The organism is Paenibacillus profundus, assembly GCF_021369635.1.
Lineage (GTDB): Bacteria > Bacillota > Bacilli > Paenibacillales > Paenibacillaceae > Paenibacillus_B > Paenibacillus_B profundus.
Genome location: NZ_JAJNBZ010000005.1, coordinates 154,345 through 178,298, shown reverse-complemented (window position 1 = coordinate 178,298; position 23,954 = coordinate 154,345). Strand labels below are relative to the sequence as shown.

The 23,954-nt window shown below is 49.3% G+C and carries 26 protein-coding genes; 25 read left to right on the top strand and 1 reads right to left on the bottom strand.

All coding sequences use genetic code 11. From position 1 onward, the window contains the following. The first annotated feature begins 51 nt into the window (after nucleotides 1-51). The 8 genes from LQV63_RS09560 (at nucleotide 52) to LQV63_RS09525 (ending at nucleotide 8,070) form a co-directional block, all read left to right on the top strand. On the top strand, nucleotides 52-663 hold the full coding sequence (locus LQV63_RS09560; RefSeq protein ID WP_019419165.1) for a nucleotidyltransferase family protein: 612 nt from the start codon (nucleotides 52-54) through the stop codon (nucleotides 661-663). 44 nt (nucleotides 664-707) lie between these two features. Continuing rightward, complete coding sequence (locus LQV63_RS09555; RefSeq protein ID WP_019419164.1) at nucleotides 708-1,064, top strand: 2Fe-2S iron-sulfur cluster-binding protein; 357 nt, start codon at nucleotides 708-710, stop codon at nucleotides 1,062-1,064. Nucleotides 1,065-1,109: 45 nt separating this feature from the next. Then, nucleotides 1,110-1,844, top strand: a complete 735-nt coding sequence (locus LQV63_RS09550) for a hypothetical protein (RefSeq protein ID WP_233696513.1) — start codon at nucleotides 1,110-1,112, stop codon at nucleotides 1,842-1,844. Nucleotides 1,845-2,211: 367 nt separating this feature from the next. Next, nucleotides 2,212-3,690, top strand: coding sequence for a stage IV sporulation protein A (spoIVA, locus tag LQV63_RS09545; protein WP_019419162.1), 1,479 nt, complete (start codon nucleotides 2,212-2,214; stop codon nucleotides 3,688-3,690). A gap of 188 nt (nucleotides 3,691-3,878) precedes the next feature. Further along, nucleotides 3,879-4,952: a sugar ABC transporter substrate-binding protein gene (locus LQV63_RS09540; RefSeq protein ID WP_233696512.1), complete on the top strand. Its 1,074-nt coding sequence runs from the start codon at nucleotides 3,879-3,881 to the stop codon at nucleotides 4,950-4,952. A gap of 30 nt (nucleotides 4,953-4,982) precedes the next feature. Beyond that, entirely contained in the window at nucleotides 4,983-6,584 is a 1,602-nt protein-coding gene (locus LQV63_RS09535; protein WP_233696511.1) for a sugar ABC transporter ATP-binding protein, read from the top strand. Continuing rightward, entirely contained in the window at nucleotides 6,584-7,597 is a 1,014-nt protein-coding gene (locus LQV63_RS09530) for an ABC transporter permease (RefSeq protein WP_233696510.1), read from the top strand. Before LQV63_RS09535 ends, LQV63_RS09530 begins: the two co-directional genes overlap by 1 nt. A gap of 200 nt (nucleotides 7,598-7,797) precedes the next feature. Further along, complete coding sequence (locus LQV63_RS09525; RefSeq protein WP_019419158.1) at nucleotides 7,798-8,070, top strand: HU family DNA-binding protein; 273 nt, start codon at nucleotides 7,798-7,800, stop codon at nucleotides 8,068-8,070. Nucleotides 8,071-8,153: 83 nt separating this feature from the next. On the opposite strand, the gene LQV63_RS09520 is transcribed toward LQV63_RS09525, so the two are convergent. Further along, nucleotides 8,154-8,318: a hypothetical protein gene (locus LQV63_RS09520; protein ID WP_233696509.1), complete on the bottom strand. Its 165-nt coding sequence runs from the start codon at nucleotides 8,316-8,318 to the stop codon at nucleotides 8,154-8,156. Between the two features lie 144 nt (nucleotides 8,319-8,462). Between LQV63_RS09520 and mtrB the strand changes: the two genes are divergently transcribed. The 17 genes from mtrB (at nucleotide 8,463) to trpC (ending at nucleotide 23,950) form a co-directional block, all read left to right on the top strand. Further along, entirely contained in the window at nucleotides 8,463-8,678 is a 216-nt protein-coding gene (mtrB, locus tag LQV63_RS09515) for a trp RNA-binding attenuation protein MtrB (RefSeq protein WP_233696508.1), read from the top strand. 153 nt (nucleotides 8,679-8,831) lie between these two features. After that, complete coding sequence (locus tag LQV63_RS09510) at nucleotides 8,832-9,410, top strand: hypothetical protein (RefSeq protein WP_233696507.1); 579 nt, start codon at nucleotides 8,832-8,834, stop codon at nucleotides 9,408-9,410. 324 nt (nucleotides 9,411-9,734) lie between these two features. Then, nucleotides 9,735-10,607, top strand: coding sequence for a heptaprenyl diphosphate synthase component 1 (locus LQV63_RS09505; protein ID WP_019421830.1), 873 nt, complete (start codon nucleotides 9,735-9,737; stop codon nucleotides 10,605-10,607). Nucleotides 10,608-10,642: 35 nt separating this feature from the next. Next, a complete protein-coding gene (locus LQV63_RS09500) occupies nucleotides 10,643-11,380 on the top strand; it encodes a demethylmenaquinone methyltransferase (protein ID WP_019421831.1) in 738 nt (245 codons plus the stop codon). Then, entirely contained in the window at nucleotides 11,373-12,245 is an 873-nt protein-coding gene (locus tag LQV63_RS09495) for a UbiA-like polyprenyltransferase (protein ID WP_026011101.1), read from the top strand. Before LQV63_RS09500 ends, LQV63_RS09495 begins: the two co-directional genes overlap by 8 nt. Next, complete coding sequence (locus LQV63_RS09490; RefSeq protein ID WP_233696506.1) at nucleotides 12,242-12,874, top strand: UbiX family flavin prenyltransferase; 633 nt, start codon at nucleotides 12,242-12,244, stop codon at nucleotides 12,872-12,874. Before LQV63_RS09495 ends, LQV63_RS09490 begins: the two co-directional genes overlap by 4 nt. Continuing rightward, nucleotides 12,846-13,721, top strand: a complete 876-nt coding sequence (locus tag LQV63_RS09485) for a menaquinone biosynthesis protein (protein WP_233696505.1) — start codon at nucleotides 12,846-12,848, stop codon at nucleotides 13,719-13,721. The genes LQV63_RS09490 and LQV63_RS09485 overlap by 29 nt, the downstream gene beginning before the upstream one ends. A gap of 8 nt (nucleotides 13,722-13,729) precedes the next feature. Further along, nucleotides 13,730-14,704, top strand: coding sequence for a heptaprenyl diphosphate synthase component II (hepT, locus tag LQV63_RS09480; RefSeq protein ID WP_233696504.1), 975 nt, complete (start codon nucleotides 13,730-13,732; stop codon nucleotides 14,702-14,704). Between the two features lie 92 nt (nucleotides 14,705-14,796). Further along, the gene (gene ndk / locus LQV63_RS09475) at nucleotides 14,797-15,234 is read left to right on the top strand and encodes a nucleoside-diphosphate kinase (protein ID WP_019421836.1); all 438 of its coding nucleotides are present in this window, start codon (nucleotides 14,797-14,799) and stop codon (nucleotides 15,232-15,234) included. Between the two features lie 246 nt (nucleotides 15,235-15,480). Then, the gene (locus LQV63_RS09470; RefSeq protein ID WP_233696503.1) at nucleotides 15,481-16,284 is read left to right on the top strand and encodes a CheR family methyltransferase; all 804 of its coding nucleotides are present in this window, start codon (nucleotides 15,481-15,483) and stop codon (nucleotides 16,282-16,284) included. Between the two features lie 75 nt (nucleotides 16,285-16,359). Then, nucleotides 16,360-16,563, top strand: coding sequence for a hypothetical protein (locus tag LQV63_RS09465; RefSeq protein ID WP_233696502.1), 204 nt, complete (start codon nucleotides 16,360-16,362; stop codon nucleotides 16,561-16,563). A gap of 199 nt (nucleotides 16,564-16,762) precedes the next feature. Continuing rightward, on the top strand, nucleotides 16,763-17,932 hold the full coding sequence (gene aroC, locus LQV63_RS09460) for a chorismate synthase (protein WP_233696501.1): 1,170 nt from the start codon (nucleotides 16,763-16,765) through the stop codon (nucleotides 17,930-17,932). 55 nt (nucleotides 17,933-17,987) lie between these two features. Beyond that, complete coding sequence (aroB, locus tag LQV63_RS09455) at nucleotides 17,988-19,115, top strand: 3-dehydroquinate synthase (RefSeq protein ID WP_233696500.1); 1,128 nt, start codon at nucleotides 17,988-17,990, stop codon at nucleotides 19,113-19,115. Beyond that, complete coding sequence (gene aroH / locus LQV63_RS09450) at nucleotides 19,106-19,474, top strand: chorismate mutase (RefSeq protein WP_019421841.1); 369 nt, start codon at nucleotides 19,106-19,108, stop codon at nucleotides 19,472-19,474. Before aroB ends, aroH begins: the two co-directional genes overlap by 10 nt. A 993-nt stretch (nucleotides 19,475-20,467) precedes the next feature. Next, nucleotides 20,468-22,096: an anthranilate synthase component I gene (trpE, locus tag LQV63_RS09445; RefSeq protein WP_233696499.1), complete on the top strand. Its 1,629-nt coding sequence runs from the start codon at nucleotides 20,468-20,470 to the stop codon at nucleotides 22,094-22,096. Continuing rightward, entirely contained in the window at nucleotides 22,093-23,148 is a 1,056-nt protein-coding gene (gene trpD / locus LQV63_RS09440; protein ID WP_233696498.1) for an anthranilate phosphoribosyltransferase, read from the top strand. Before trpE ends, trpD begins: the two co-directional genes overlap by 4 nt. Then, a complete protein-coding gene (trpC, locus tag LQV63_RS09435) occupies nucleotides 23,138-23,950 on the top strand; it encodes an indole-3-glycerol phosphate synthase TrpC (protein ID WP_019421845.1) in 813 nt (270 codons plus the stop codon). The genes trpD and trpC overlap by 11 nt, the downstream gene beginning before the upstream one ends. The last annotated feature ends 4 nt before the right edge of the window (nucleotides 23,951-23,954 follow it).

The window sequence follows — 23,954 nt, the reverse complement described above, 5'->3', positions numbered from 1 at the left end:
ACGCACATTGTTGACATCTATAGATATTCGAAACGGAATGGGGTAGTTCTGATGAAACCTTCATTGTCCGTACCTCTTGTGCAGACGATTGAGCATTTTTCAAACATGGCGAGACGTGAAAACCTATGCTGGATGCTGGGTGGGAGCTGCGGCTTGGCGTTGCATGGCGTTCAGCTGGAAGGTGTTCCGCGCGATGTCGATATTTATGCGGACGAACAAGACGGGCTCCAATTGCAGCAGTTGTGGAAAGCATATGCGGTAGATGAACCTGAGTGGAATGAGACGGAGAGATACCGCTCTTTGCTGAGTCATTATGAGTACAAAGGCGTATCCATCGAGCTTGTCGGTGATTTCGTTGTATCAACGCCACTCGGACAATATGTCACTGGCATTCGAGGCTTGTTGTGGAACTATGGCTTGGAAGTGCAGCTAGGTCATACTTTCGTACATGTCATGCCGCTTGCTCATGAGCTTGTCTTCAACGTGCTGCGTGAACGTAAAGACCGTGTGCAGTCTATTGTCAGTGTAATGAATCAATCGCCCCAGCTTCATGTGGATTCGATGAGAATGGTGTGGGCCCAATGTTCAGAGCATGCCCAGCTATCAGAAGCTCTTGCCGAACTGTGTCCAGACATCATGAGCCATATTTTTACTTCTCACTAGTAAATCATACATCGATTTCACAATATGAAAGGATGGCTGCATCTGTGGGAACGCGAGTTCGCTTTGAACCCCAAGGCATTGAGATAGAGATGAAGCACGCCGTGTCGCTGCTTGATGCGGCCAGAAGGGCCGGGGTTCCGGTTCGTACGCGCTGTGACGGCAAAGCGGGATGCTTGATGTGCAAGGTCGACGTAGAGGGCGATGAGCGCTTGTTAACTCCGCCCAGTCCACCTGAAATGCGGAAGCTTGGAGTCGACTCTACCCAAGGGCTGCGTCTCGCCTGTCAGGTGCGAGTCTCAGGCCAGGAGGGCGCGATTACGGTCACAGTACCTGAAGATCCACTTAAAGCGCTGGTTCGCCGCCAGTTAGCGGAGCAACAAAATGATGATTCATTGTGGTAGTTGGACATGAAAATATCGTCGTTATCGAAGTCAGGAGGAATGTGAGTGAGCCGGAACAGACGGATTGCGCTACTCGTTGTCACTTCACTCATCAGCATGCTGCTGCAGGGGTGTCTGTATCCGAATGAGCTGCGCAAAGAGAATCAGCAATCCGCCCGGGAAGGAATCCTTCTCGTTCAAAATGCAGTGGATGAATATCAAAAGCAGACACAGCTTCTGCCCATGATAACGAGTGACATGAGTGTACCGCGCTATGAGAAGTACCGTATCGATTTTGAACTGTTGAAGCGGCGAGGGGTGCTGGGCTCCACTCCTAGCAATGCCTTCGAAGCAGGCGGCACGGGCACTTATTTAATTATCGATGAGGAAACAGAGCCTAAGGTGCGTATTATGGATTTGCTCACGGCGCAGCGGGTCAATGATTTGACTCGTGCCGTTGATTCTTATAAGCGCAAGCAAGGAAGCCTTCCGACGACAGAGGAAATGTATCCGGGATTCTACAGCATAGACGAAGCGGCGGTTGGAGTCCGTCCGAATGAAGTGCTGAGCCCATTCAACGGACAGCCGCTTTCGTTCATGATGGATATGGAAGGGACTGTGTATGCAGATTACGCGCCAGACATCATGCAGCTGGTGGAGAAGTTGGAGAAGCGTCCGACAGGAAATGAGAAAGATTTGCGGCCTCTGCTTGTCGAGTCTTCCTTCTATGTGCCGGTGAAGTCGGTTTCATACATATGGAAGGACAACGCGCCGTGGCCGCAGGTCGCAACTGCGCCCTAATCGGATTAATCTCGTATCATAATGACAGTAAAGATCAATCGGAATCTTTTCCGATTGATTTTTTTTATTCTGCATACTTTTCTATTAATATCATATATCTGATTTGGAAGGCATGCGTTCGTTATGCGAATAAAAATGTTAGTGACATGGGTCATATTTCTGCCTACTTTCAAATAAGATGTTACTAGTCCAAAAGCATGTACGAGTTGCGTCGGAAAAAATGCCCTTGTACGACGTGAAATCTCGGCGGCGAACACTGGCGACAACGGCAACAGCTCAATCCTAGCAACGGTGCCAATCGTTTCTGAAGGGCGAGAGGCAGACGTTGCCTCTAGGTCCGTCGGAAAATTTTGAGGAGGGGATATCATTGGAAAAAGTGGACATTTTTAAGGACATTGCCGAGCGTACCGGTGGGGATATTTACCTCGGGGTCGTCGGTGCGGTCCGCACGGGGAAATCGACTTTTATTAAACGATTTATGGAAACGGTCGTGCTGCCAAACATCGCGAGCGAATCGGATCGAGCCCGCGCGGTAGACGAACTGCCCCAAAGTGCAGCAGGAAAAACTATCATGACAACGGAACCGAAATTCGTCCCGAATAATGCTGTGCAAATTAAAGTCGCCGAAGGTCTGGAGGTAAACGTTCGCCTCGTCGATTGCGTCGGATATGCGGTAGAAGGCGCCAAAGGCTACGAGGATGAGAATGGACCGCGGATGATTAGCACGCCATGGTTCGAGGAGCCAATTCCATTCCAAGAGGCGGCGGAAATCGGCACACGCAAGGTGATTCAAGAGCATTCCACGCTCGGTGTTGTCGTAACGACAGATGGAACGATTGCAGAAATACCGCGCAGCTCCTATGTCGACTCCGAAGAGCGAGTCATCAATGAGTTGAAAGAAGTCGGCAAGCCATTCGTGTTAATTATTAACTCGACGCGGCCCCGTAGCGAGGAGACGTTGGAGCTCCGGAATGAACTGCATGAGAAATATGATATTCCGGTTATACCGCTTAGCGTAGCTACGATGGGCGAAGACGACGTCATGGGCGTTCTGCGCGAAGTATTATATGAGTTCCCGGTTCATGAAGTCAACGTCAACTTGCCGAGCTGGGTGATGGTGCTGAATGACAGTCATTGGCTGCGCACCAGCTATGAATCGTCAGTACGGGACACAGTGAAGGACATTCGTCGTTTGCGCGATGTCGATCGTGTCGTGCAACAGTTCATGGAATATGATTTTATTGCTAGGGCCGGGCTAAGCGGGATGGATATGGGCCAGGGTGTCGCAGAGATTGATTTGTACGCGCCGGACGAATTATATGACCAAATCCTGATGGAAGTGGTTGGAGTGGAGATTCGAGGCAAGGATCATCTGCTCCAGTTAATGCAGGAGTTTTCACACGCGAAGCGGGAGTACGACCGATTTGCAGATGCGCTTGAAATGGTCAAGACAACAGGCTATGGCATAGCTGCCCCAACATTGACGGAAATGGCTCTCGACGAGCCAGAGCTTATCCGGCAAGGATCACGCTTTGGCCTTCGCTTGAAAGCAACCGCTCCGTCCATTCATATGATTCGCGTCGATGTCGAGTCTGAATTCGCGCCAATCATCGGCACGGAGAAGCAGAGTGAGGAGCTTATGCGTTATCTCATGCAGGACTTCGAGAACGATCCGACCAAGATTTGGAATTCGGACATTTTCGGAAGATCGCTGCATTCCATCGTCAGAGAAGGCATCCAAGGCAAGATTGCCATGATGCCGGATAATGCAAGATACAAGCTGCAAGAGACGCTCGGACGAATCATTAATGAAGGCTCCGGCGGATTGATTGCGATTATATTGTAAGTGGAAAAAAGCTCAGGTGACAGGATTTCTTCCAGCAGGAAGAAGTTCTCGCTTGAGCTTTTTTTAACAACTTCTCATAAACCAATTTACAGACTCGGAATTAACTATTATATTTATGGATAACGAATCCACGGAAAAAAGTGGATGTATAAAAATACATTACACATAAATAAAAGGGGGATCAGAGTATGTCGGCACAATCACACAGTCATCGTGGAAAATGGGAGATGATGTTTTTCTTGGTGCTCATCTCCGTCGTGATAACCGCTTGCGGTCAGAAGTCTGGCGGATCAGAAGGCTCTACCGGTACGAATGACGGAATTCGGGGCAAGCGTATCGCACTCATTATGGAATTTAACACCGGCACTTTTTCTCAGCAATATGTAGACGGGATCAAAGAAGAGATAAAGCGGTTCGAAGGCGAATTAACGATGTTCGTAGCCGAGAATGACAAGGCGAAGATGGGATCGCAATTAGAAATGGCCGTTAGTCAGAAGTTTGATGCAATTCTTACAGATCATGGAAATCCAGAAACGTTGGATGCGGGGATGAACAAAGCCGTGGAGCAGAACATTCCTGTCGTTACCTTCGACGCACTCGTCAATATACCCGGGGTGACCGTGCTTGAGCAAGGTGACGAGAAGATGGCGCAGATTACCTTGGAACATATGGGGCACGACATCGGCGGCAAAGGCAACATCGTCAAAGTATGGACCGCCGGCTATGCTCCAATGGAACGCCGCCAAATCGCATACGACACTTTTATGAAGAGCAATCCGGACGTGAAAGAAATCGCTGCGTTTGGCGCAGCTACGTCCAGCACTGCCTTAGACACGCAGGCGAAGATGGAAGCTGTACTGAAGCAGTATCCGAACAAAGGAGATATTGCTGCCGTATGGGCTGCTTATGACGAATTCGCCAAAGGCGCTGCTCGTGCTATACAAGAGTCTGGCCGAGAAGAGATAAAAGTATACGGGATCGATATGAGTGATGAGGACCTGCAAATGATCCAAGACAAGAATAATCCATGGATTGCTTCAGCTGCAGTAGACCCGAAAGATATCGGACGTGTTCAAGTGCGATTGGCCTATCAGAAGCTGCATGGTGATCAAGTAGATGAAAAGGTCGTGCTGGAGCCTGTGTTTGTCAAGCGCGAGGATTTACCGGACAAGCAAATTTCGACGAGTGAACTGTCCGAGTACGTTAAAGGCTGGAGTGGAAGTACCCAAGGCTTGAAGGATTGGATGAATGAATACAAGTGAACAATTTAACGATTAAAGGCGGGATATGAAATGACTAACTCATTCGATGCTCAACCCGACAACGCCTTTTCTGCCAATGCGGCCCGCACGGAGCGGGGGGCGGCGCTTCGCGCTTCTTCTCCTGACGATAATTTGTATATGCTCGGCATATCTAAATCCTTCAATGGAGTGGCGGCGCTTCATAGTGTGAGCTTTACCGCTTCTAGCGGAGAAATACATGCGCTGCTTGGCGCGAATGGGGCGGGGAAGAGCACGCTCATGAAAATATTGTCGGGCGCTTATCGCGCTGATGTCGGCAATATTCACATTGGCAGCCGTCCGCTGCATATTAAGTCGCCAGCCGATGCGAAGCGGCAAGGCATTCATTGCGTGTACCAGGAAGTGGATACGGCTCTGGTGCCACAGCTTACCGTTGCGGAAAATATTATGATGGACCGTATGGGACAAGCCAATCGTTCTTGGTGGGTGAGTCCGCGGCGTATTCGTCAAGAAGCCGAGAAAGCGATGCAGTCATTAGGCGCAGCGATACCGTTGACGAAGCGAGTGGAGCAATGTACGTTGGCGGAGAAGCAGATGGTGCTGCTGGCAAGAATATTGGCGGAGCAAGCCAAAGTCGTCATTTTTGATGAACCGACTGCTCCGCTAAGTCATGAAGAGGCAATGCGGTTGTTCCAAATGATGCGTTCGATGCGCGATCTCGGTGTTGTCGTCATCTTTATTTCACATCGTCTTCCTGAAGTGTTTGCAGAAAGTGATCGTATTACAATCATGCGTGACGGCCAGATCGTCCACTCCTCGCAGACCGATGAGACGACGCCTGAAGAAGTTGTCCGGCATATGCTCGGCAAGACGTTTGAAGAAGAATTTCCGAAGGAACAAGCGGTGATCGGCGATGTTCTCTTGCAGGTGCAAGGCATTACACGCGGCCGGAAAGTGCGTGACGTCAGCTTTGACGTCCGACAAGGCGAAATTGTAGGCATCGTTGGAGTGGTAGGTGCGGGCAAGACGGAACTGTCCCGGCTGCTGACTGGAGTGGATGTGTATGAACGAGGAAGCATGTCATTGAATGGAGTGCCGCTTATACCGAAGGAACCGGCCGATGCCGTTCGGGCTGGCATTGTGCTTGTCCCGGAAGAGCGAAGGAAGCAAGGCGTATTTGTCCAGGAATCGATCCAGCACAACATAAGTGTTCCTTTATTGAAGGCGTTAAGCTTGCTTGGATTTGTAAGGAAGCGGAATGAATCGTGCTTGGCGGAACAAATGCGCGACCGGCTAACAATTAAATCCTCATCCGTCAAGCAAGAAGTGAAATATTTAAGCGGCGGCAACCAACAGAAAGTGTCTATTGGCAAATGGCTTGAGACCCCAGCACATGTGTATGTTCTGGATGAGCCGACCAAAGGTGTGGACATCGGAGCGAAGAGCGACATGTTTCGAATCATCGGCAAGCTGGTGCAGCAGGGGAAAGGAATTGTGTATTTAACGTGTGAATTCAATGAAGTGATAGGGATTGCAGATCGCATATACGTCATGTATGACGGTGAATTGGTGCAAGCCTTTCAGCGGAATGAAGTGACGCAGGAGCAGCTCATGTTCTACGCAAGTGCGGGTCAGGGAGGAGAATGGAAATAATGAATACGGGCTTCAAGGACAGACTGCTGAACTTTTGCTTTCGATACGGTGCAATTATCGTCATCATTGGTGTAGTTGCTTTCTTCTCAGTGCGACTTCCTTATTTCTTCTCCAGTGCGAATTTGGCGGACATTTTACGCTCGATCTCAATCGTTACCTTTGTCGCTATCGGAGTAACACTTTCACTCATTGTCGATGGATTCGACCTGTCCGTCGGTTCTACGGTATCGTTAACAACGGTCGTAACGGCATCGCTTATGATTTGGTATGAAATGCCGCTAGTTATCGTCATTATCGTTCCGCTGCTTGTCGGAGCGGTGATTGGGTGCATCAACGCATTCTTTATCGTCAAATTACGCATACCGGATCTATTGACCACGCTGGCTGTCATGTATATCGTAGCAGGAATTCATAAGACGTATACAAAGGGATATACCGTTTATAACAACATGCAGTTCGAGGATGGAACGAAGGCTCCGGGGAAAATGTATGAATCCTTCTTGCAACTGGGCAAGGGCGAAGTATCATTTGGATTCTTCTCTGTACCGATTCCGGTGCTCCTTATGCTCATTGCCGTCATCGGCGTCCATGTGATGCTGAAGCACAGCCGATTCGGCCGACAAATGTACATGACCGGGGGGAATGAAGAAGCGGCCCGCCTTTCCGGAATTCGCATAAACAGAATAAGAACCATCGCTTATATTTTGTCAGGCATGTGCGCGGCTATAGGGGGATTGATCTACGCGGCACGAGTAGGGAGTGGACAAATCGATGCCGGATCGCCATTGCTAATGGAGGCGGTCGCCGCTGTTTTTGTCGGTTTTTCCGTCTTTGGGGCAGGGAAGCCTAATATTATCGGCACATTTTTTGGTTCGGTCTTAATCGGTGTGCTCGTAAACGGCTTGACAATGATGAACTTGCAATATTACACACATGACATTGTGAAAGGGACGGTACTTATCTTGGCGCTGGCTGTCACATTTTATGTTATACACCGTGCTCGAACCGCCTAACTGAATATTGTTGGGCTTTAATGAGCACATCTCCTCTTGCAATTGTGATTGCAGTATATTACTATAAATTTGTTCCTCAACCATGAAAGGCGGCAGAATGAAGCGTAATCTGACGTTTTTAGGGTTGAAGAGGTATAAATTATCTGCAAACAGTGAAAAAATGGGATAATGATGCTAACTTAGATCGGGAGGTGAACAGAATGAATAAATCCGAATTGATTTCTGAAGTTGCGGAATCGACAGAATTGTCGAAAAAGGACGTAACGAAAGTGGTTGATGCTGTATTCGAAGCAATCTCCACAGCTCTTCAAAACGGGGACAAAGTGCAATTGGTTGGCTTCGGTAACTTTGAAGTTCGCGAACGTTCCGCTCGTAAAGGACGTAACCCGCAAACGGGCGAAGAGATCGAGATTGCTGCCAGCAAGATTCCAGCGTTCAAACCAGGCAAAGCACTTAAAGATGGTATCAAATAAGTGATTACATACTTTTGTCAATTAGGGGAACGCAAGTGAAAGCCGCGACATGTGTCGCGGCTTTGTTCCATTTCACACCCTTGTTACGCTTTACCGGATCGTTGTTCGTCGTTGTTCGTCGCGGACACTTCAGCGTCGTTATCGCTGTATGCGACAAGAACAATTTTCTCGCCGCTGATGCGGCTAAGTTCATGCTCCCATTGCTGCAGTTTCACTACATGACTTTCTTGCAGATGTGCTGGATGCATATGTGATGCTCCTTTCTACATTAACCCCAATCGAAGATAGTATATCCATTGTTGTTGTGGGTAGATAACAATACGTTAGGGAACAAGTTCCATAATTCCGTGGTATACGTGTTATAATACATTACAGAAGAGGAGGGAAGGATTATGGAGAATGACTTTATTGTCATTAAGGCGAAAGACCAAGGCGTTCAGGTCATAGGTCTCACACGCGGGAATGATACGCGGTTTCATCATACAGAGAAGCTCGATAAAAATGAGGTGCTCCTCGCGCAATTCACCGATCATACGTCCGCGATCAAAATTCGGGGAAAAGCGGTAGTTATGACGAAGCATGGAGTTATCCATACGGATCAGGATTAATACACAACTTTAATCGTTACATAACGCGTAGAGCAGGCATAGCCTGCTTTTTTTAATTGTACAATGAGGTATGGACATCCTCACATGCGTCGAAACTGACTGTTAACGAGTCTGGCTGCGGTGATGTCATAATGTGGAGGTGTAAAAGGATTCATGAACAATTTGTTGCGTTTGCGTTCGGTGGCATTGGCGCTCACCGCCACGATTGTGGTAATGTTAGGCTTGGGTTTCATCTCTTCAATGAATGAGAAGAAGCCTGCAATGAATTCGGATGTGGCTGCATTTACACCGGTACCCCGCTTGATTTCGATGAATGATCGGCAGCTCGTCGATCATTTGTCTGACGTGCCTCTGCAGCTGCGGCTCAGCCGTGCGGCATGGCATGAGGGGAAATTAACGGTAGACATTAAGGTGGCGGCAAGTATTGTGCATCCCGAAATCATATATCAAGATATGTATGAGCTGCTGCGGTACTCCTTCACACAGACGAACAACGTCAATCGGTTATTGCTTCGCTTCGTCATACTCGACGAACGCTTGAAGAAAAAGCACGTCCTGTTGGCTCTTGATGCGTTGAAGTCTGAGACGACGCCGGAACGATTGGATCAAATCAAAAAGAGTAATCCGGACATTCCGACAGAGGTGTCGGAAGCGTTGCGCATTATTTACACTCCATTGTGGGAGAAGAAGTTTTCAGCTTCCAAGCCGAATTCCGCGTTGGAACGTTTTTGAACGTGTGTGATCAAAGGGGAACTTTTTAAACAACCTAATTAAATATGTGTTTAAAAAGGTAACTTTTCAGCACCGAGAAGGTTGCAAGAATCCGAAGAAGGAGGAGCGGAGTGTAGGCAAGACTACATGAGCACCGGACTGCGAGGGTGAATGCAAGATTCGATGTTGGATAAGCCGCGGGGTTATACTTCGTGATCAAAAGGGAACTTTTTAAACAACCTCCTATAGGAAGAAAAGTTGTCCCATCAAGTAAAACATATGCTATAATGGTTTAGATTGTGACATCCGTCAGGATGACTAACCGCTACAGTCGGAGGCACTCAGATGAAAGGTAATCACATTTCGCAATTGGCAAAGCGGTATGTTGAACATGACATGATACAGGCGCACACCGACCTGCCTGCGTTTCCGAACGCAAGAGCAGAGTTGTTGTTCGCCTTTTTAAACCGCAGCAAGCCAGCAGATGAACATAGTGAATTATATGCGTTGGTCACTTCACTTGTACAGGTTGGCCTGGATACTCACGATATGATTGAGATGGCTTCCGTTCAAGGAAATGATCGGAACCTTCGCTCACGGCAGTTGAAAGTGCTTGCCGGAGATTATTTCAGCAGCCGCTTCTACAATTTGCTGGCACAAGCTGGACAGATTGAAGCGATTCAGTCGCTGAGCCAAGCCGTATGCAACGTGAACCGTCTCAAGATGACGATGGTTGATAAAATGAAGCAATGGACGATGACGGCTGAAGAATATTTACGCACCTGCGTTTCTTTAAAGAAAATGTTGTTTCAGTCGTTTAACGAACGTCTATCTGCAAAAGATGTGCCCGCATGGGAAGTATTGCTTGACCATGTGACAGAGCTGGAAGTGATGGAACAAGAGAAGGAACGTGCCGAACATTTCGGGCGCTTTGTGGGCAGCTGGTCTTATTGGCATGTGTGGCAGCAAGGAACGGAGGAAGAAAGAAGAAAGCTGAAGCAGAGTGCATTTGATATGTCCTTCTGGCACACGCTGATGTCGAAGTACGAAGTTCACGAGCAGCTCGCCTATCAAGTTCGTGCCGCACAGGACAAACTGCAGACGATTGTGTCTACTTTGCCAGTTGATTCCGTCATGAAGCAGCGTCTTGGCTCTTTCCTCAGCTCCATATATTTTCCTTCGGCTCAAGCACGCTCCGCTTCGGTTCAACAGAGCTAGAAAGAATAGGCGAAGAAAGGGTAAGGTGACATATCGTGGAGACGCATTCGCCTAAGACAGGCGAGTCGAAAGAAAAGTTTGTTCAAGACGTATTTCAGAGCATCGCGCCGAAGTACGACATTATGAACGATATTCTAAGCTTCCGGCGGCATAAAGCATGGCGCAGATTTACGATGCGCAAAATGAACGTGCAACCGGGCGATACCGCCGTTGACTTGTGCTGTGGCACCTGTGATTGGACGATTCAGCTTGCCAAAGCAAGCAAGACAGGCCGTATCGACGGGCTTGATTTTAGTGCAAATATGTTGTCTGTCGGTAAGAAGAAAATTGATCAATTGGGGATGAACAATCAAATCTCTTTAACGGAAGGCAATGCGATGGCGCTTCCGTTTGCGGACAACAGCTTCGATTACGCGACTATCGGATTCGGGCTGCGCAACGTTCCTGATTACGAGCAGGTGCTGCGCGAGATGAAGCGGGTTGTTAAGCCGGGGGGAATGGTCGTATGCCTAGAGCTCAGCAAGCCGACTTGGCAGCCGTTCAAAGCGATTTATTATTTCTATTTCCGCAATATATTGCCAATGATGGGCAAATTGATTGCAAAGCGGTACGAGCAGTATAAATGGCTGCCTGAATCATTGAATACGTTCCCTGATCACAAACAATTAGCCCAGATGTTTCGCGATATCGGTCTGACGCATGTGGAAGCATATCCTTTAACCGGAGGAATCGCTGCGCTTCATATCGGGAGTAAGGGGAATGATGATGTTTAAAAAAGTGCGTGTTTTTCTGGAAATGATAAAAATCGAACATACGTTGTTTGCCCTTCCGTTTGCATTCATGGGGGCTTTGCTCGGATCGATGGTGATGGACAATCGCTTTCCGACACTCCCGGAATGGGGTTGGATCTTGTTGGCGATGGTTGGTGCGAGAAGTGCCGCCATGGCGCTGAACCGCCTTATCGATGCGGCAATTGATGCTAAAAATCCGCGAACCGCGAACCGGGCCATTCCTGCCGGACTGCTGAAAGCGGGCGAAGTGATTCTTTTTACGGCCGTATCATTCGGTCTTTTATTTTGGGCGGCGGCTAACTTACAGCCGTTGGCGGTGTATTTGATGCCGATTGCCGTCTTCATGCTCGTTTTTTATTCATTTACGAAACGCTTTACTTGGTTATGTCACGTTGTATTAGGTTTGACGATTGCTCTGGCGCCGCTTGGCGGATGGGTTGCAGTAACGAATGAAATCAATTGGACGTCGATTATTTTCTTCTTGGCGGTGGCCTGTTGGACGACAGGCTTTGATATTGTATACGCGTGTCAGGACTATGAGTTTGATAAAAATGAAGGTTTGAAATCAATTCCAGTTCGATTCGGCATCGCGAAATCGCTGTGGATCGCGCGTGGATTTCATATTGTTACAGCAATCGGTTTTGTTCTGCTATTATTCTTAACTCAACTTAGCTGGTGGTACATCATCGGCACAATAATTGCCAGTGCCCTGTTAGTGTATGAGCATATGCTAGTGAAGCCTAACGATTTAAGCAAGATGAATACGGCATTTTTCACGATGAACGGAGTGCTCAGCATCGTAGTGTTCAGTTTCACCTTAATTGATTTGGTGGTGTATCAGCTATGAGCCACGTGGAAAGGCAGTGCTTTATCGTTGGGATTACCGGAGCCAGCGGTGCCATTTACGGCATCCGGTTAGTGGAGTCGCTCTTGCATGCGGGTTACGGTGTGCATCTTGTCGTGTCCGACGCAGGGTGGCGCGTGCTGAAGGAGGAGCTAGGGTGGGATGTGACCCGACGCCAGCTCGCGATTGAGTCGGCGTTCGGCGAACAAGCGGCCCACATTCAGTACCATCCGATTCAAGATATCGGTGCAAGCATTGCTAGCGGCTCCTTTCGGGTACGGGGCATGATTATTATGCCTTGCTCGATGGGAACATTATCATCCATCGCCCACGGATCCTCCGATAACTTGATGAGCCGTGCGGCAGATGTGATGATAAAAGAGGGTCGTCAGCTTGTTATCGTCCCTCGCGAAACGCCTATGCACGCTATTCATTTAGAGAACATGCTGAAATTGGCAAATATGGGCGTTCGAATGGTGCCGGCGATGCCTGCTTTTTATTACCATCCGAAAACATTGGATGATATCGTGAACTTCCTTGTCGGCAAAGTGTTGGACTGCTTGAACATAGAACATCAATTGTTTACAAGGTGGGGAGAATCGGATGAATCAGAAAATGGGAACGATGAGTAACCATCATCCTGCTGCCATTACGATCGGTGTCATCGATTACGCGAACGTATGGCCGCTCTTTTATCATTTTCATCCGAAAGGAATTGCAGCGGACATTGAGATGATTCCCGCCGTCCCTTCGGGTTTAAATGTCGCCATGCGAGAAGGCAGCATCGATATGGGGCCGATATCGGCCTTCGCCTACGGCGAGTCATCGGAACAGTATTCTTTGTTTCCGAATTTATCGGTAAGCGCGCACGGTCCTGTTCATTCGATTTTGCTGTTTCTAAAAAAACCTTTACTCGAGGCTTTAAAAGGTACGGTAGCTCTGACGACAACATCCGCAACATCCGTCAACTTGTTCAAAATTATCGCCGCCAAGTTCTATCATGCCGCTCCGGAATACGTTAATATGGATCCGAATCTGGATAAGATGATGGAAGCGGCAGATGCTGCGCTTCTTATCGGTGATCATGCCATTCATGCCTCATGGAGCAATACTTCCTATGAAGTTATTGATCTGGGTGAACTATGGCAGCAATGGACAGGTCATTGGATGACGTTCGCCGTATGGGCTGTACGCAATGAAGTGATTCGGAAGCATCCAGCTGACATACGGCACATCGTGGAAGCTTTCGAAGCGAGCAAGCAGCTCAGTCTGAAGGAGCCAGAACCGCTTGTGCAGGAGGCGGTGCAGACCATTGGCGGAACCGAGGACTACTGGCGGCATTATTTTTCCCATTTACATTATGATTTTGACCGCCCGCAACAAGAAGGGCTTCAGCTTTATTTCCAGTATGCGTTTGAATTGGGACTCATCGATCACAAAGTTCAGTTTGAGCTTTGGTCGGAAAATATGGTTGGTTAGGTGAAGGCATGAAACTGTGGGACATATATGCGACAATGAAACAAGACGTTTCGTATATCGAGCGGGAATTGGAACGGACGATAACGACCGACAATGAGCTGCTGAACGAGGCGTCGCTTCATCTGCTGAAAGCAGGAGGCAAGCGAATACGACCTGTATTTGTCCTGCTTTCAGGCAAATTTGGTACATATGATATTGAACAACTTAAGCGGGTAGCCGTACCTCTGGAGCTCATCCATATGGCTTCCTTGGTTCACGATGACGTTATCGATGATGCTGAAACTCGAAGAGGGCAGCTCACGGTAAAAGCAAAATGGGACAACCGTGTCGCGATGTATGCGGGGGACTATATACACGGCAAGGCACTGATGGTGGCAACCGAATTAAAGCAGCCTGAAATTCACCGTATCCTATCCAAGGCGATGGTTGAGATGTGCATCGGCGAGATGGAGCAAATTCGCGATTTCTTCAATACGGAGCAATCGGTACGCCAATATATGCTGCGCATCCGTCGCAAGACCGCGCTGCTCATCGCCGTAAGCTGCCAACTGGGCGCTATCGCGGCTGGTGCGGATCGGCGGATCGACCACGCATTGTACCGATTCGGGTATAATGTAGGCATGGCCTTCCAGATTCGCGATGACGTGTTGGATCTGACGGGAACGGAAGCGCAGATCGGCAAGCCTCCCGGAAATGACATTCGCCAAGGCAACTTAACGCTTCCGGTTATTTACGCGCTTCAGGATCCGGAATTGCGGCGGCCGTTATTAACTGAAATCGAACGCATTCGGGAATTGAACGGTGAGACGGATGTAAATGAAGCGTTGGATATGATTCGTAAGAGCGCGGGAATTATACAGGCAGAGCAATTGGCCAACCGCTACACCGATAAAGCGCTGTCTGTGTTGGAGCAGCTGCCTAACATTCGAGCACGCAAAAACTTAAAAGATATCGCGCATTTTATAGCGAATCGTTCCCATTGATTAGGTGATAAGAAAAATATGGATGCGCCATGATGAAAAATTTGGTATAATGCATATGTTGGACAACTTCACATCAATTGAGGAGTGAACATATGGAACGCACATTCATCATGGTCAAGCCTGACGGCGTTCAAAGGGGTTTTATCGGAGAAATAATAAGCCGCTTTGAACGTAAAGGATTCAAGCTCGTATCCGGGAAACTGATGATTATCGCGCGCGATCAAGCCGAACGCCATTACGCAGAACATGCGCAAAAGCCTTTCTTTGGTGAATTGGTTGACTTCATCACATCCGGTCCAGTATTTGCAATGATCTGGGAAGGGGATGACGTCATCAGCTTGTCGCGCTTGATGATTGGCAAGACGAAGGTAGGAGAAGCATTGCCAGGAACCATCCGTGGGGATTACGCTTCACATACGAACTTCAACTTGGTGCACGGTTCGGATTCACCTGAAAGTGCGGCTAGGGAAATCGCAAACATATTTTCCGAACAGGAGATTGTAAGCGTTGAGCATGCGGTTCAACCTTAGCTTTAAATGCGTGTTCAAAAAGGTAGCTTTATGATCATCGTGATCAAAAGGGGACTTCTTGAACAACCTCTATAATAGTTCATCGCAACTTGAAGTCAGTCTGATTAATATTGAACTTATTTTGATTTTTGTTGTAAGAGCTTACATGAAGCAGGATTAAAGAAGAACGCGGCGAATATATATGTTCGACCGTGTTTTTTTTATACATATATACGAGCACGATGGAAGTGGCGAGGTGTGGAGGCAATGCAAGAACATAAAGGGGCAGTCACGACAGACGATCAAGATTATTTTTATTTTGTAACGGAAATTAAGAAGCGGACAGGAATCGATTTGACTCAATATAAGGAAGCGCAAATGCGTCGTCGCTTAACAACATTGCGTTTAAAGAACGGCTATAGTACCTTCCGGGCGTTCTATGAAGCGATGAAGTCTAACGAAGGTCTGCTCGATGAATTCCTCGATCGGATGACGATTAACGTATCTGAATTTTGGCGAAATCCAAATCGATGGGAGACGTTGCGAGATCGCGTGCTGCCAGCGATTACGGAGCGAAATAGCAGGTTGAAATGTTGGAGTGCGGCCTGCTCCACGGGTGAAGAACCTTATACGTTAGCCATGATTTTGGACGACGCGGGATTGCTCGGGTCATCGCAAGTGATGGCGACGGATATTGATGATAATGCATTGGCTAGGGCAAAAGAGGCTTGCTATATTGAACGTGCTTTGAAAGATGTGCCCGCATCGTTCAAGCAGCGATACTTCTCACGGACTGAAGATGGTTATCGCGTGTCTTCAGCCTTGACGCGCAACATTCAGTTCCAGAAGCAGAATTTGTTGGAGGACGCTTTTACAGGTCAACAGGATTTAATCATATGCCGCAATGTTATGATCTACTTCACTGAAGAGGCCAAGCATCAGCTGTATTTCAAATTCTCCGAGGCTTTAAAGCCAGGGGGCGTGCTCTTTGTTGGCAGTACAGAACAAATTTTTAACCCGAACCAATACGGCTTAGAGACGATGGAGACGTTTTTTTACCGGAAAATGTAAAGAAGCGTATAAGCAGCTATCATCTTTCCGATACTAGGGAGGAAGGGACCTTGCATCCTAGACGGAGGGATAACAATGGATAAGAGGACCGTTATTGCCGCCTATCAACGAGGAGACATAACCATTCACGAATGTGCGCAAATTATCGGATTGGAGGCCCCGCTGCAGGGGTGGATTCCCTTCATGTCTTCGCAGGAAGACAGAGATGGAATGCCTCCACAGTCCCATATACTGCCCCTCGTTCTGAATCTATCTTCGGTGAAGATGGATTTCATGTGAATTGGTTTCTATTTCAGCCTTGAGCAAGCGTACGGATAGCGTTGCTTATCTGTATTCAATACGCGTCTAATGTGCATGTTCTGTGCGCATCAGACGCGTTTTTGTATTCTTGTCAAACGATGCCTCCTATACTATAATGAGCAAAAGAGTTAAGGATTTTAGTCATTTACAGCTTTACAGCTAAAAGGGGGAGCAACTCGTGAGTCTACGTTATTTGACAGCAGGAGAAACGCACGGACCTCAATTGACCGCCATTGTTGAAGGCATGCCGAGCAATATGGTACTCGATTTTGAACAACTCAATTTCCAATTGCAGCGTCGGCAAAAGGGATACGGGCGCGGCCGGCGGATGCAGATTGAGCAGGATACAGCATCTATCGTAGGCGGCGTGCGCCACGGACGCACAACAGGTGCTCCGATTGCCATCGTGGTAGAGAATAATGATTGGAAGCATTGGACGAAGATTATGAACGTTGAACCGATTGAGGGGACGGACGAAGAGAAGCGCCGTGTGCATCGTCCGCGTCCCGGACATGCCGACTTGAACGGGGGCTTGAAGTATCAGTTGAAGGATCTCCGCAATGTGTTGGAGCGATCCAGCGCGCGTGAGACGGCGGCACGGGTTGCCGTCGGCGCAGTGGCACGTCAACTGCTTGAAGCTTTCGGCATCAAGATTGCAGGACAAGTTATCCGAATCGGCGAGATTGAAGCCCCTCCGCATCAGCTTGCCGTTGACGAGATTATACAGCTTACCGAAGCGTCTTCCGTTCGCGTCGTAGATGAAGAGACGGAGAAGAAGATGGAGGCCTATATTGATCAGATTAAGGGAGAAGGCGATTCCATCGGTGGAATTGTGGAATGCATCGTAGAAGGCTTGCCTGTTGGCCTTGGCAGCTATGTGCAATACGATCGCAAGCTGGATGGCAGAATTGCGCAGGCGGTCATGTCCATCAATGCGTTCAAAGGCGTGGAGATTGGCATCGGCTTTGAAGCGGGTCAGCTTCGCGGATCGCAGGTACATGATGAGATCGTATATGATGCCGATCAAGGCTTCTCGCGGGCATCCAACCGGTTGGGCGGCTTTGAAGGCGGCATGACGAACGGGATGCCGATTGTCGTGCGTGGTGTCATGAAGCCGATTCCGACCTTGTACAAACCGCTGCGCAGTGTCGATATCGATACGAAGGAAGCATTCACCGCTCAAGTGGAGCGTTCAGATGCCTGTGCCGTGCCAGCAGCAAGCGTCGTGATGGAACATGTCGTCGCGTGGGAAGTGGCGAAAGCGTTCTTGGAGAAATTCGGCGGTGATTCAATGGAAGAAATTCGTGCGAACTACGAGAACTATTTAGAGCAGGTATCCCGTTATTAAACGGGTTGTTCGAAAATTTTCGTTTTTGAACACTCACTAAATGGAGGTGGGCGCGATGAACATGAATGATCAAATTGGGGCCGCTCAGCTCATGGTTGAGTTGGGGGAGCGGTCTTATCCGATATGGATTGGGAGCGGTCTGATTTCACGTATCGGCCGTGCGTTTCAGTTGCAACATATTCCGACTGGAAGTCCGATTCTTGTCATTACAGATGATAAGGTCGGACCGAAGTATTTACATCAAGTGGCGGAAGCGTTGGAGTATGTGGGCTACTCGGTGAGCACTCACCAGGTTCCTTCTGGCGAGAAGTCCAAATCCCTCCGCGTATTCGAGGACTGTATTAGCGCAGCGCTTGAAGCGGGGTGTGACCGCAAGTCTACCGTTGTCGCTCTGGGCGGAGGCGTAGTAGGAGACTTGGCTGGGTTTGTCGCAGCTACCTATATGCGCGGCGTTCGCTTTGTGCAAGTGCCGACGACTATTTTGGCACACGACAGCAGCGTTGGCGGCAAAGTGGCGGTCAATCATCCGTTAGCGAAAAATATTATCGGGGCGTTTCACCAGCCCGACATGGTCTTATATGATACGTCTACATTGCAAAGCCTACCTGACCGCGACGTTCGCTCCGGTCTTGCGGAAATGATTAAGCATGGATTGATCTGGGATCAATCGTTCGCTGCATGGTGTGAAGAGCACGCAGAGCAGCTCTTAGCCAAAGACGAGGAAGCACTGACGTACGGGCTGCTTCAAGGCTGTGCCATCAAAGCAGCTGTCGTGTCTCAGGATGAACGGGAGAATGACTTGCGAGCGATATTGAATCTTGGTCATACAATTGGTCACGCACTCGAGGCTGTCGCTGGATACGGTGAGCTGCTGCACGGCGAAGCGATCGCGATCGGCATGATCGGATCCGCGCGTCTGGCGGAGCAGATGGGAATGGCAGCTGGAGTTGCGGAATATACGGAGCGCCTGATGAAGTCCTTTGGATTGCCGACCGCAATACCGGCCCATTACGATACGGAACAGATTATTGCGGCGATGATGCATGACAAGAAATTCAATGAAGGCCGTACTATGTTCGTGCTGCCGACTGCGATCGGCCGCGTGGAAATTCGACGGGATGTGCCGGTCGAACAAGTCCGAGACATCATAGAAGAATTGAAAGGGGCAGGAACATGGCAGTAAGAGGAATTCGCGGGGCGACAACGGTTCGTCAAAATGACGCTGATGAAATATTGCAGGCGACGACGACAATGCTTCAGCATATTATTGCGCAAAATAATGTGCAGCCAGAGGATATTGCGAGCGTCTGGATTACGATGACAGAGGATTTGAATGCAACGTTCCCTGCACGGGCGATTCGTGCCATGCCGGGATGGGAGCTCGTGCCGCTCATGTGTGCCATTGAGATTCCGGTGCAAGGGAGCTTGCCGCTGTGCATCCGTTTGATGGTAACGGTCAACACGGATAAAGCTCAGCGAGACATTCGACATGTGTATTTGAATGAAGCGATCAATTTGCGTCCGGATTTAGCTTCGACCTAAGGTTATTTGCCAATGGCATTGATATGCAAGCCTTACATCCTAAGGGGTGTAGGCTTGTTTTCTTATGTAGTCTGTTTGGAGCTGTTTGCATCCCTTGCCGTGCTCTCCCATTCATTCAGCATGGAACCCCTTATACGAAAAACTGTTATCGGATTTGCCCTTATGTTCATTCTCCCGCGGGGTCAGGAAAGAGATGACGACGAGGAGAGGGCATGCCGTAGCGTACAGATTCAACTTATAAACTCATTCGACAGTTGGGGCGTTGCTGGAGTTGCCAGAGCTGCCGGCGCAGGACGGTCCTTTAAGGTGCACTCTCTAGCCATACCTATGGTGCTGAGGGGGCTGCTGAGTCTCCCGTATTGGCGGGGGGGCATACGATATCTGAACCAGCGGGAGAGTGGATCAAAGGGTAGTCCCTTGAACCATTCGTTCCATTGGAAAATGTACAGTCTTTTGGCTATTTTCATCTCAAATACACAATATCGCATGGCATAAAGCGCCCGATGATAATGGCAGGCATACCAGATTCAAGTTGGCTGTGCCGTCTTCTGATCGAAGCCTACTCATGGAGTCGATTCAGAATCCAGACACCGGGTGCTGACACGGATTGAAAAGAAAATTAGTTGACGCTGCCTCTGTTTACAAGTATAGTGAAGACAGCAGAGTTGAGCAGAGTTGAGTTTGAGATTGAGATGAGCCGAGTTGAGAAGCAATTACATGTCGTGTTTAGGTGACGCGTATTTTCGTTATCGTCATTGTAGTGACCACTGCGCTTATTTATTGAAGATAAGTGTACATGGCCATTTCTAAGCAGACATATCCCTATACTAATTTTCACTCATCCACAATTTCATCGTAAACCAACAGACCTCTACGTTGCGTAGAGGTCTTTTTGTCGCATAAGCATGTTTTATTTGACATTCCTGTTGGTTATCGCTCTGATTCTCCATCCGCTAAGCAAGTTATCGACGGAGTTGAAAGGAGTGGAAAGCGATGTTTCCCCATGTGAACGAAGTCATTCAATCGTCGCAATATTATAACGTAATTCCAGTGTCTGAGACGATGATGGCCGATACCGAAACCCCCATCAGATTATTTCAGCGGCTCGAGCAAGAACCGTATGCATTTTTATTAGAAAGTGTTGAAGGTGGCGTCAAATGGGCCCGCTTTTCCTTCATTGGAACCGACCCTTTCCTTCTCCTTCAAGGGAAGAACGGATGCTTGCGAATGATGGAGCAGGGGCAAGTTACCGAAGTGCAGGATCGTCCGCTTGAAGCAATCAAGAAGCTGCTGCGTAAATATCGCAGTCCAGTCGTGCCGGGTCTTCCTCCGCTTACGGGAGGCGCAATCGGATTTTTCGGATATGATTTGGTGCAACAGTATGAACGGCTGCCGCGCCATGAACGTGATGATCTGTTGATGAACGACATCCAGTTCATGTTCTGTGACCAACTGGTCGTCTTCGATCATGTGAAGCAGCAAATGCAGTTCATCGTCAACATTCATATCTCACCGGAAGATAGCGATGATGACATTCGCCAACGATATATTGCCGCAGGAGAGAAATTGCGGCGCTTGCAGCATAAGCTGACGGCTCCGTTTGAATATGATGTGCCGGGTGTGCGCTGCTCGGTGCAAGGGAGCAACAGTGAATTATCCGTCACTCACTCCAATGAAACAAAAACATCATTTATGAACAAAGTGGAGCGGGCGAAGGAATATATCCGTTCCGGCGACATTTTTCAAGTCGTGCTGTCGCAGCGCTTTGAACGGCAGACGACGGTTCACCCGCTTGATGTGTACCGGGTGCTGCGGATGTCGAACCCGTCACCATACATGTATGTAATGAAGATGGAAGATGAGACGCTAGTGGGAACATCGCCGGAAGCGTTAGTCCGGGTTAACGACGAGCGTGTTGAGACGAGACCGATTGCAGGAACGCGCCCGCGTGGTCTAACGCCTGAACATGATACCGCATTGGAAGAAGAACTGCTGCGCGATGAGAAAGAGAGAGCCGAGCATGTCATGCTCGTCGATCTCGGGCGCAATGATCTGGGCCGAGTATGTGAGTTCGGTTCCGTACACTGCGATTCCTATATGGGCATCGAACGTTACTCCCATGTGATGCACATTGTCTCGAACGTATCGGGAACGCTGCGGAAGGACAAAGATTTCTTCGATGCATTCTTGTCCTGTCTTCCCGCGGGAACGGTGTCTGGCGCACCGAAGCTGCGTGCCATGGAGATTATTGCCGAGCTGGAGCAGGAAGCTCGCGGGGCTTATGCAGGGGCCATTGGATATTTGGGCTTCAATGGGAATATGGACACGTGCATTACGATTCGGACCATTATTTTCAAGCAGGGTAAGGCATACGTGCAGGCAGGCGCCGGCATCGTATGGGATTCAATCGCAGAGAAGGAATACGAAGAAACGGTCAACAAAGCGAAGGCCCTGCTGTTAGCGATTCAGACAGCCGAGGAGATGTTCGGAGCAGCGGTCTCGACGGCTTCTCAGACGGCTCAAGCAGAAGAAGAGCCAGCACCGCTTCCGGTGAACTGGGATTATTACGTGGAGGCGGGTTGTGAACGAGTACCCGTGACGGAGGGGAGAGGAATCCAATGACCACGACAGCAACACAACACAGCATTCATGTAAAAGACGCGCTGGCTCAAGTGCTCACCGGGGGTCATCTGAACCGGACCGAGGCCCGCGAGGTGATGTTGGACGTCATGGACGGCAAAGCGACTTTTGCGCAAATCGGCGCTTTATTGGCGAGCATGCGGTTGAAAGGGGAGACGGTGGAGGAAATCGTCGGCTTTGCCGAGGCGATGCGCAGCCGGGCTCACCAGGTTGTGACGACGCAGGACCGGCTATTGGATACGTGCGGAACCGGCGGTTCCGGCATCCATAAGCTGAACATCTCTACGATATCGGCCATCATTGCTTCCTCCGCCTCTGTTCGTGTCGCGAAGCACGGCAACCGTTCCGCCTCGAGCCGGTCGGGCAGCGCGGATGTTCTGGAAGCGCTGGGCGTGAACATCCAGCTTACAAGCGAACAAGCGGCTGAGTGCTTGGAGCGAATTGGCATTTGCTTCATGTTCGCGCAGGTGTTCCATCCGGCGATGAAGCATGCTGCGGGCCCGCGCCGTGAATTGGGTGTGCGGACCGTATTCAATATGCTGGGCCCGCTGACGAATCCAGCTGGCGCGGATCGGCAAGTATTAGGCATTTATGACCGCAGCAGAACAGAAACAATCGCCGCCGTGCTGCGGGAATTGGGCCTGAAGCGGGCGCTCGTCGTCGCGAGTGAAGACGGATTGGATGAAATCAGTCTCTCTGCTCCGACACGGATCAGCGAATTGAAAAATGGAGAGCTGCTGACATACGATATTACTCCGGAGCAGCTCGGATTGTCGACGCAGCCGCTCGCGAGTGTGCTCGGGGGCGATGCCGTCACGAACGCGCATCTCATTACAGCGATATTAAAAGGTGAATTTGGACCGCATCGCGATATTGTGCTTGCCAATGCCGGCGCATGCATTTACGTGGCTGGTCAAGCGGACTCCATCGCGGAAGGCGTACAGATTGCAGCGAAATCGATAGATAGCGGGAACGCATATCACAAGTTAGAGCAGTGGATTGAAGCGACAGGAGGACTGAGCCATGTTTCTTGAACGAATTGTACGAACGAAAAAAGATGAGGTGCAGGAGCTTAAGACGAAGCTGAATGTTCAGGAAGCTGAGCGGGAGATAGCAGAGATGCCTGCATGCCGTTCATTAACGGAGGCGTTGACCGTAAATAAGAAACGAACGGTTGGCCTTATCGCTGAGGTCAAGAAGGCATCGCCCTCAAAGGGACTGATTCGAGAACGCTTCGTTCCCGCAGATATCGTCCGAGGCTATGAAGCTGCCGGCGCCGATGCGCTTTCCGTGCTTACGGATCGAGACTACTTCCAAGGCGGAAATGAAATATTGAAGGAGGTCCGGACTCTGACGAATCTCCCGATACTGCGCAAGGAATTTATTATCGATGAGCTGCAAGTGTTGGAAGCCAGGCTGATAGGCGCGGATGCGGTACTGCTGATCGCCGCAATCTTAAACGATGGACAATTAATACATCTGAATCGCAGCGCAAGGGCGCTTGGGCTGGACGTATTGATTGAGGTTCATGACGAGGCAGAATTAAGCCGGGTAGCAACGATGGACAATGTGACCCTAATCGGCATCAATAACCGTAACCTGCATACGTTTGTTACCGATTTGGCCCAGACTGAACGCTTGCGGGAACTCGTGCCTGCACATTGTGCCATAGTAAGCGAGAGCGGAATACATTTACCGGAACATATGGGCCGCTTGGAGCAAATGAATGTGAACGCAGCGCTCATCGGGGAGCACTTTATGAGACAGGACGATGTGAAAGAAGCGGTTGAACATATTATGAGCGGACTATCTACTGAGTCAAGCCATGTGAAATAGGGGA

Bases quoted from the DNA above. Each gene is read 5' to 3' on its own strand.
- hepT (WP_233696504.1), top strand. From the start codon at position 13,730: ATGAAACTGTGGGACATATATGCGACAATGAAACAAGACGTTTCGTAT.
- trpE (WP_233696499.1), top strand. From the start codon at position 20,468: ATGTTTCCCCATGTGAACGAAGTCATTCAATCGTCGCAATATTATAAC.
- aroB (WP_233696500.1), top strand. From the start codon at position 17,988: ATGAACATGAATGATCAAATTGGGGCCGCTCAGCTCATGGTTGAGTTG.
- LQV63_RS09485 (WP_233696505.1), top strand. From the start codon at position 12,846: ATGAATCAGAAAATGGGAACGATGAGTAACCATCATCCTGCTGCCATT.
- LQV63_RS09490 (WP_233696506.1), top strand. From the start codon at position 12,242: ATGAGCCACGTGGAAAGGCAGTGCTTTATCGTTGGGATTACCGGAGCC.
- trpC (WP_019421845.1), top strand. From the start codon at position 23,138: ATGTTTCTTGAACGAATTGTACGAACGAAAAAAGATGAGGTGCAGGAG.
- LQV63_RS09530 (WP_233696510.1), top strand. From the start codon at position 6,584: ATGAATACGGGCTTCAAGGACAGACTGCTGAACTTTTGCTTTCGATAC.
- LQV63_RS09520 (WP_233696509.1), bottom strand. From the start codon at position 8,318: ATGCATCCAGCACATCTGCAAGAAAGTCATGTAGTGAAACTGCAGCAA.
- LQV63_RS09560 (WP_019419165.1), top strand. From the start codon at position 52: ATGAAACCTTCATTGTCCGTACCTCTTGTGCAGACGATTGAGCATTTT.
- LQV63_RS09535 (WP_233696511.1), top strand. From the start codon at position 4,983: ATGACTAACTCATTCGATGCTCAACCCGACAACGCCTTTTCTGCCAAT.
- LQV63_RS09495 (WP_026011101.1), top strand. From the start codon at position 11,373: ATGTTTAAAAAAGTGCGTGTTTTTCTGGAAATGATAAAAATCGAACAT.
- mtrB (WP_233696508.1), top strand. From the start codon at position 8,463: ATGGAGAATGACTTTATTGTCATTAAGGCGAAAGACCAAGGCGTTCAG.
- trpD (WP_233696498.1), top strand. From the start codon at position 22,093: ATGACCACGACAGCAACACAACACAGCATTCATGTAAAAGACGCGCTG.
- aroH (WP_019421841.1), top strand. From the start codon at position 19,106: ATGGCAGTAAGAGGAATTCGCGGGGCGACAACGGTTCGTCAAAATGAC.
- ndk (WP_019421836.1), top strand. From the start codon at position 14,797: ATGGAACGCACATTCATCATGGTCAAGCCTGACGGCGTTCAAAGGGGT.
- LQV63_RS09465 (WP_233696502.1), top strand. From the start codon at position 16,360: ATGGATAAGAGGACCGTTATTGCCGCCTATCAACGAGGAGACATAACC.
- LQV63_RS09505 (WP_019421830.1), top strand. From the start codon at position 9,735: ATGAAAGGTAATCACATTTCGCAATTGGCAAAGCGGTATGTTGAACAT.
- LQV63_RS09470 (WP_233696503.1), top strand. From the start codon at position 15,481: ATGCAAGAACATAAAGGGGCAGTCACGACAGACGATCAAGATTATTTT.
- LQV63_RS09510 (WP_233696507.1), top strand. From the start codon at position 8,832: ATGAACAATTTGTTGCGTTTGCGTTCGGTGGCATTGGCGCTCACCGCC.
- LQV63_RS09525 (WP_019419158.1), top strand. From the start codon at position 7,798: ATGAATAAATCCGAATTGATTTCTGAAGTTGCGGAATCGACAGAATTG.
- LQV63_RS09540 (WP_233696512.1), top strand. From the start codon at position 3,879: ATGTCGGCACAATCACACAGTCATCGTGGAAAATGGGAGATGATGTTT.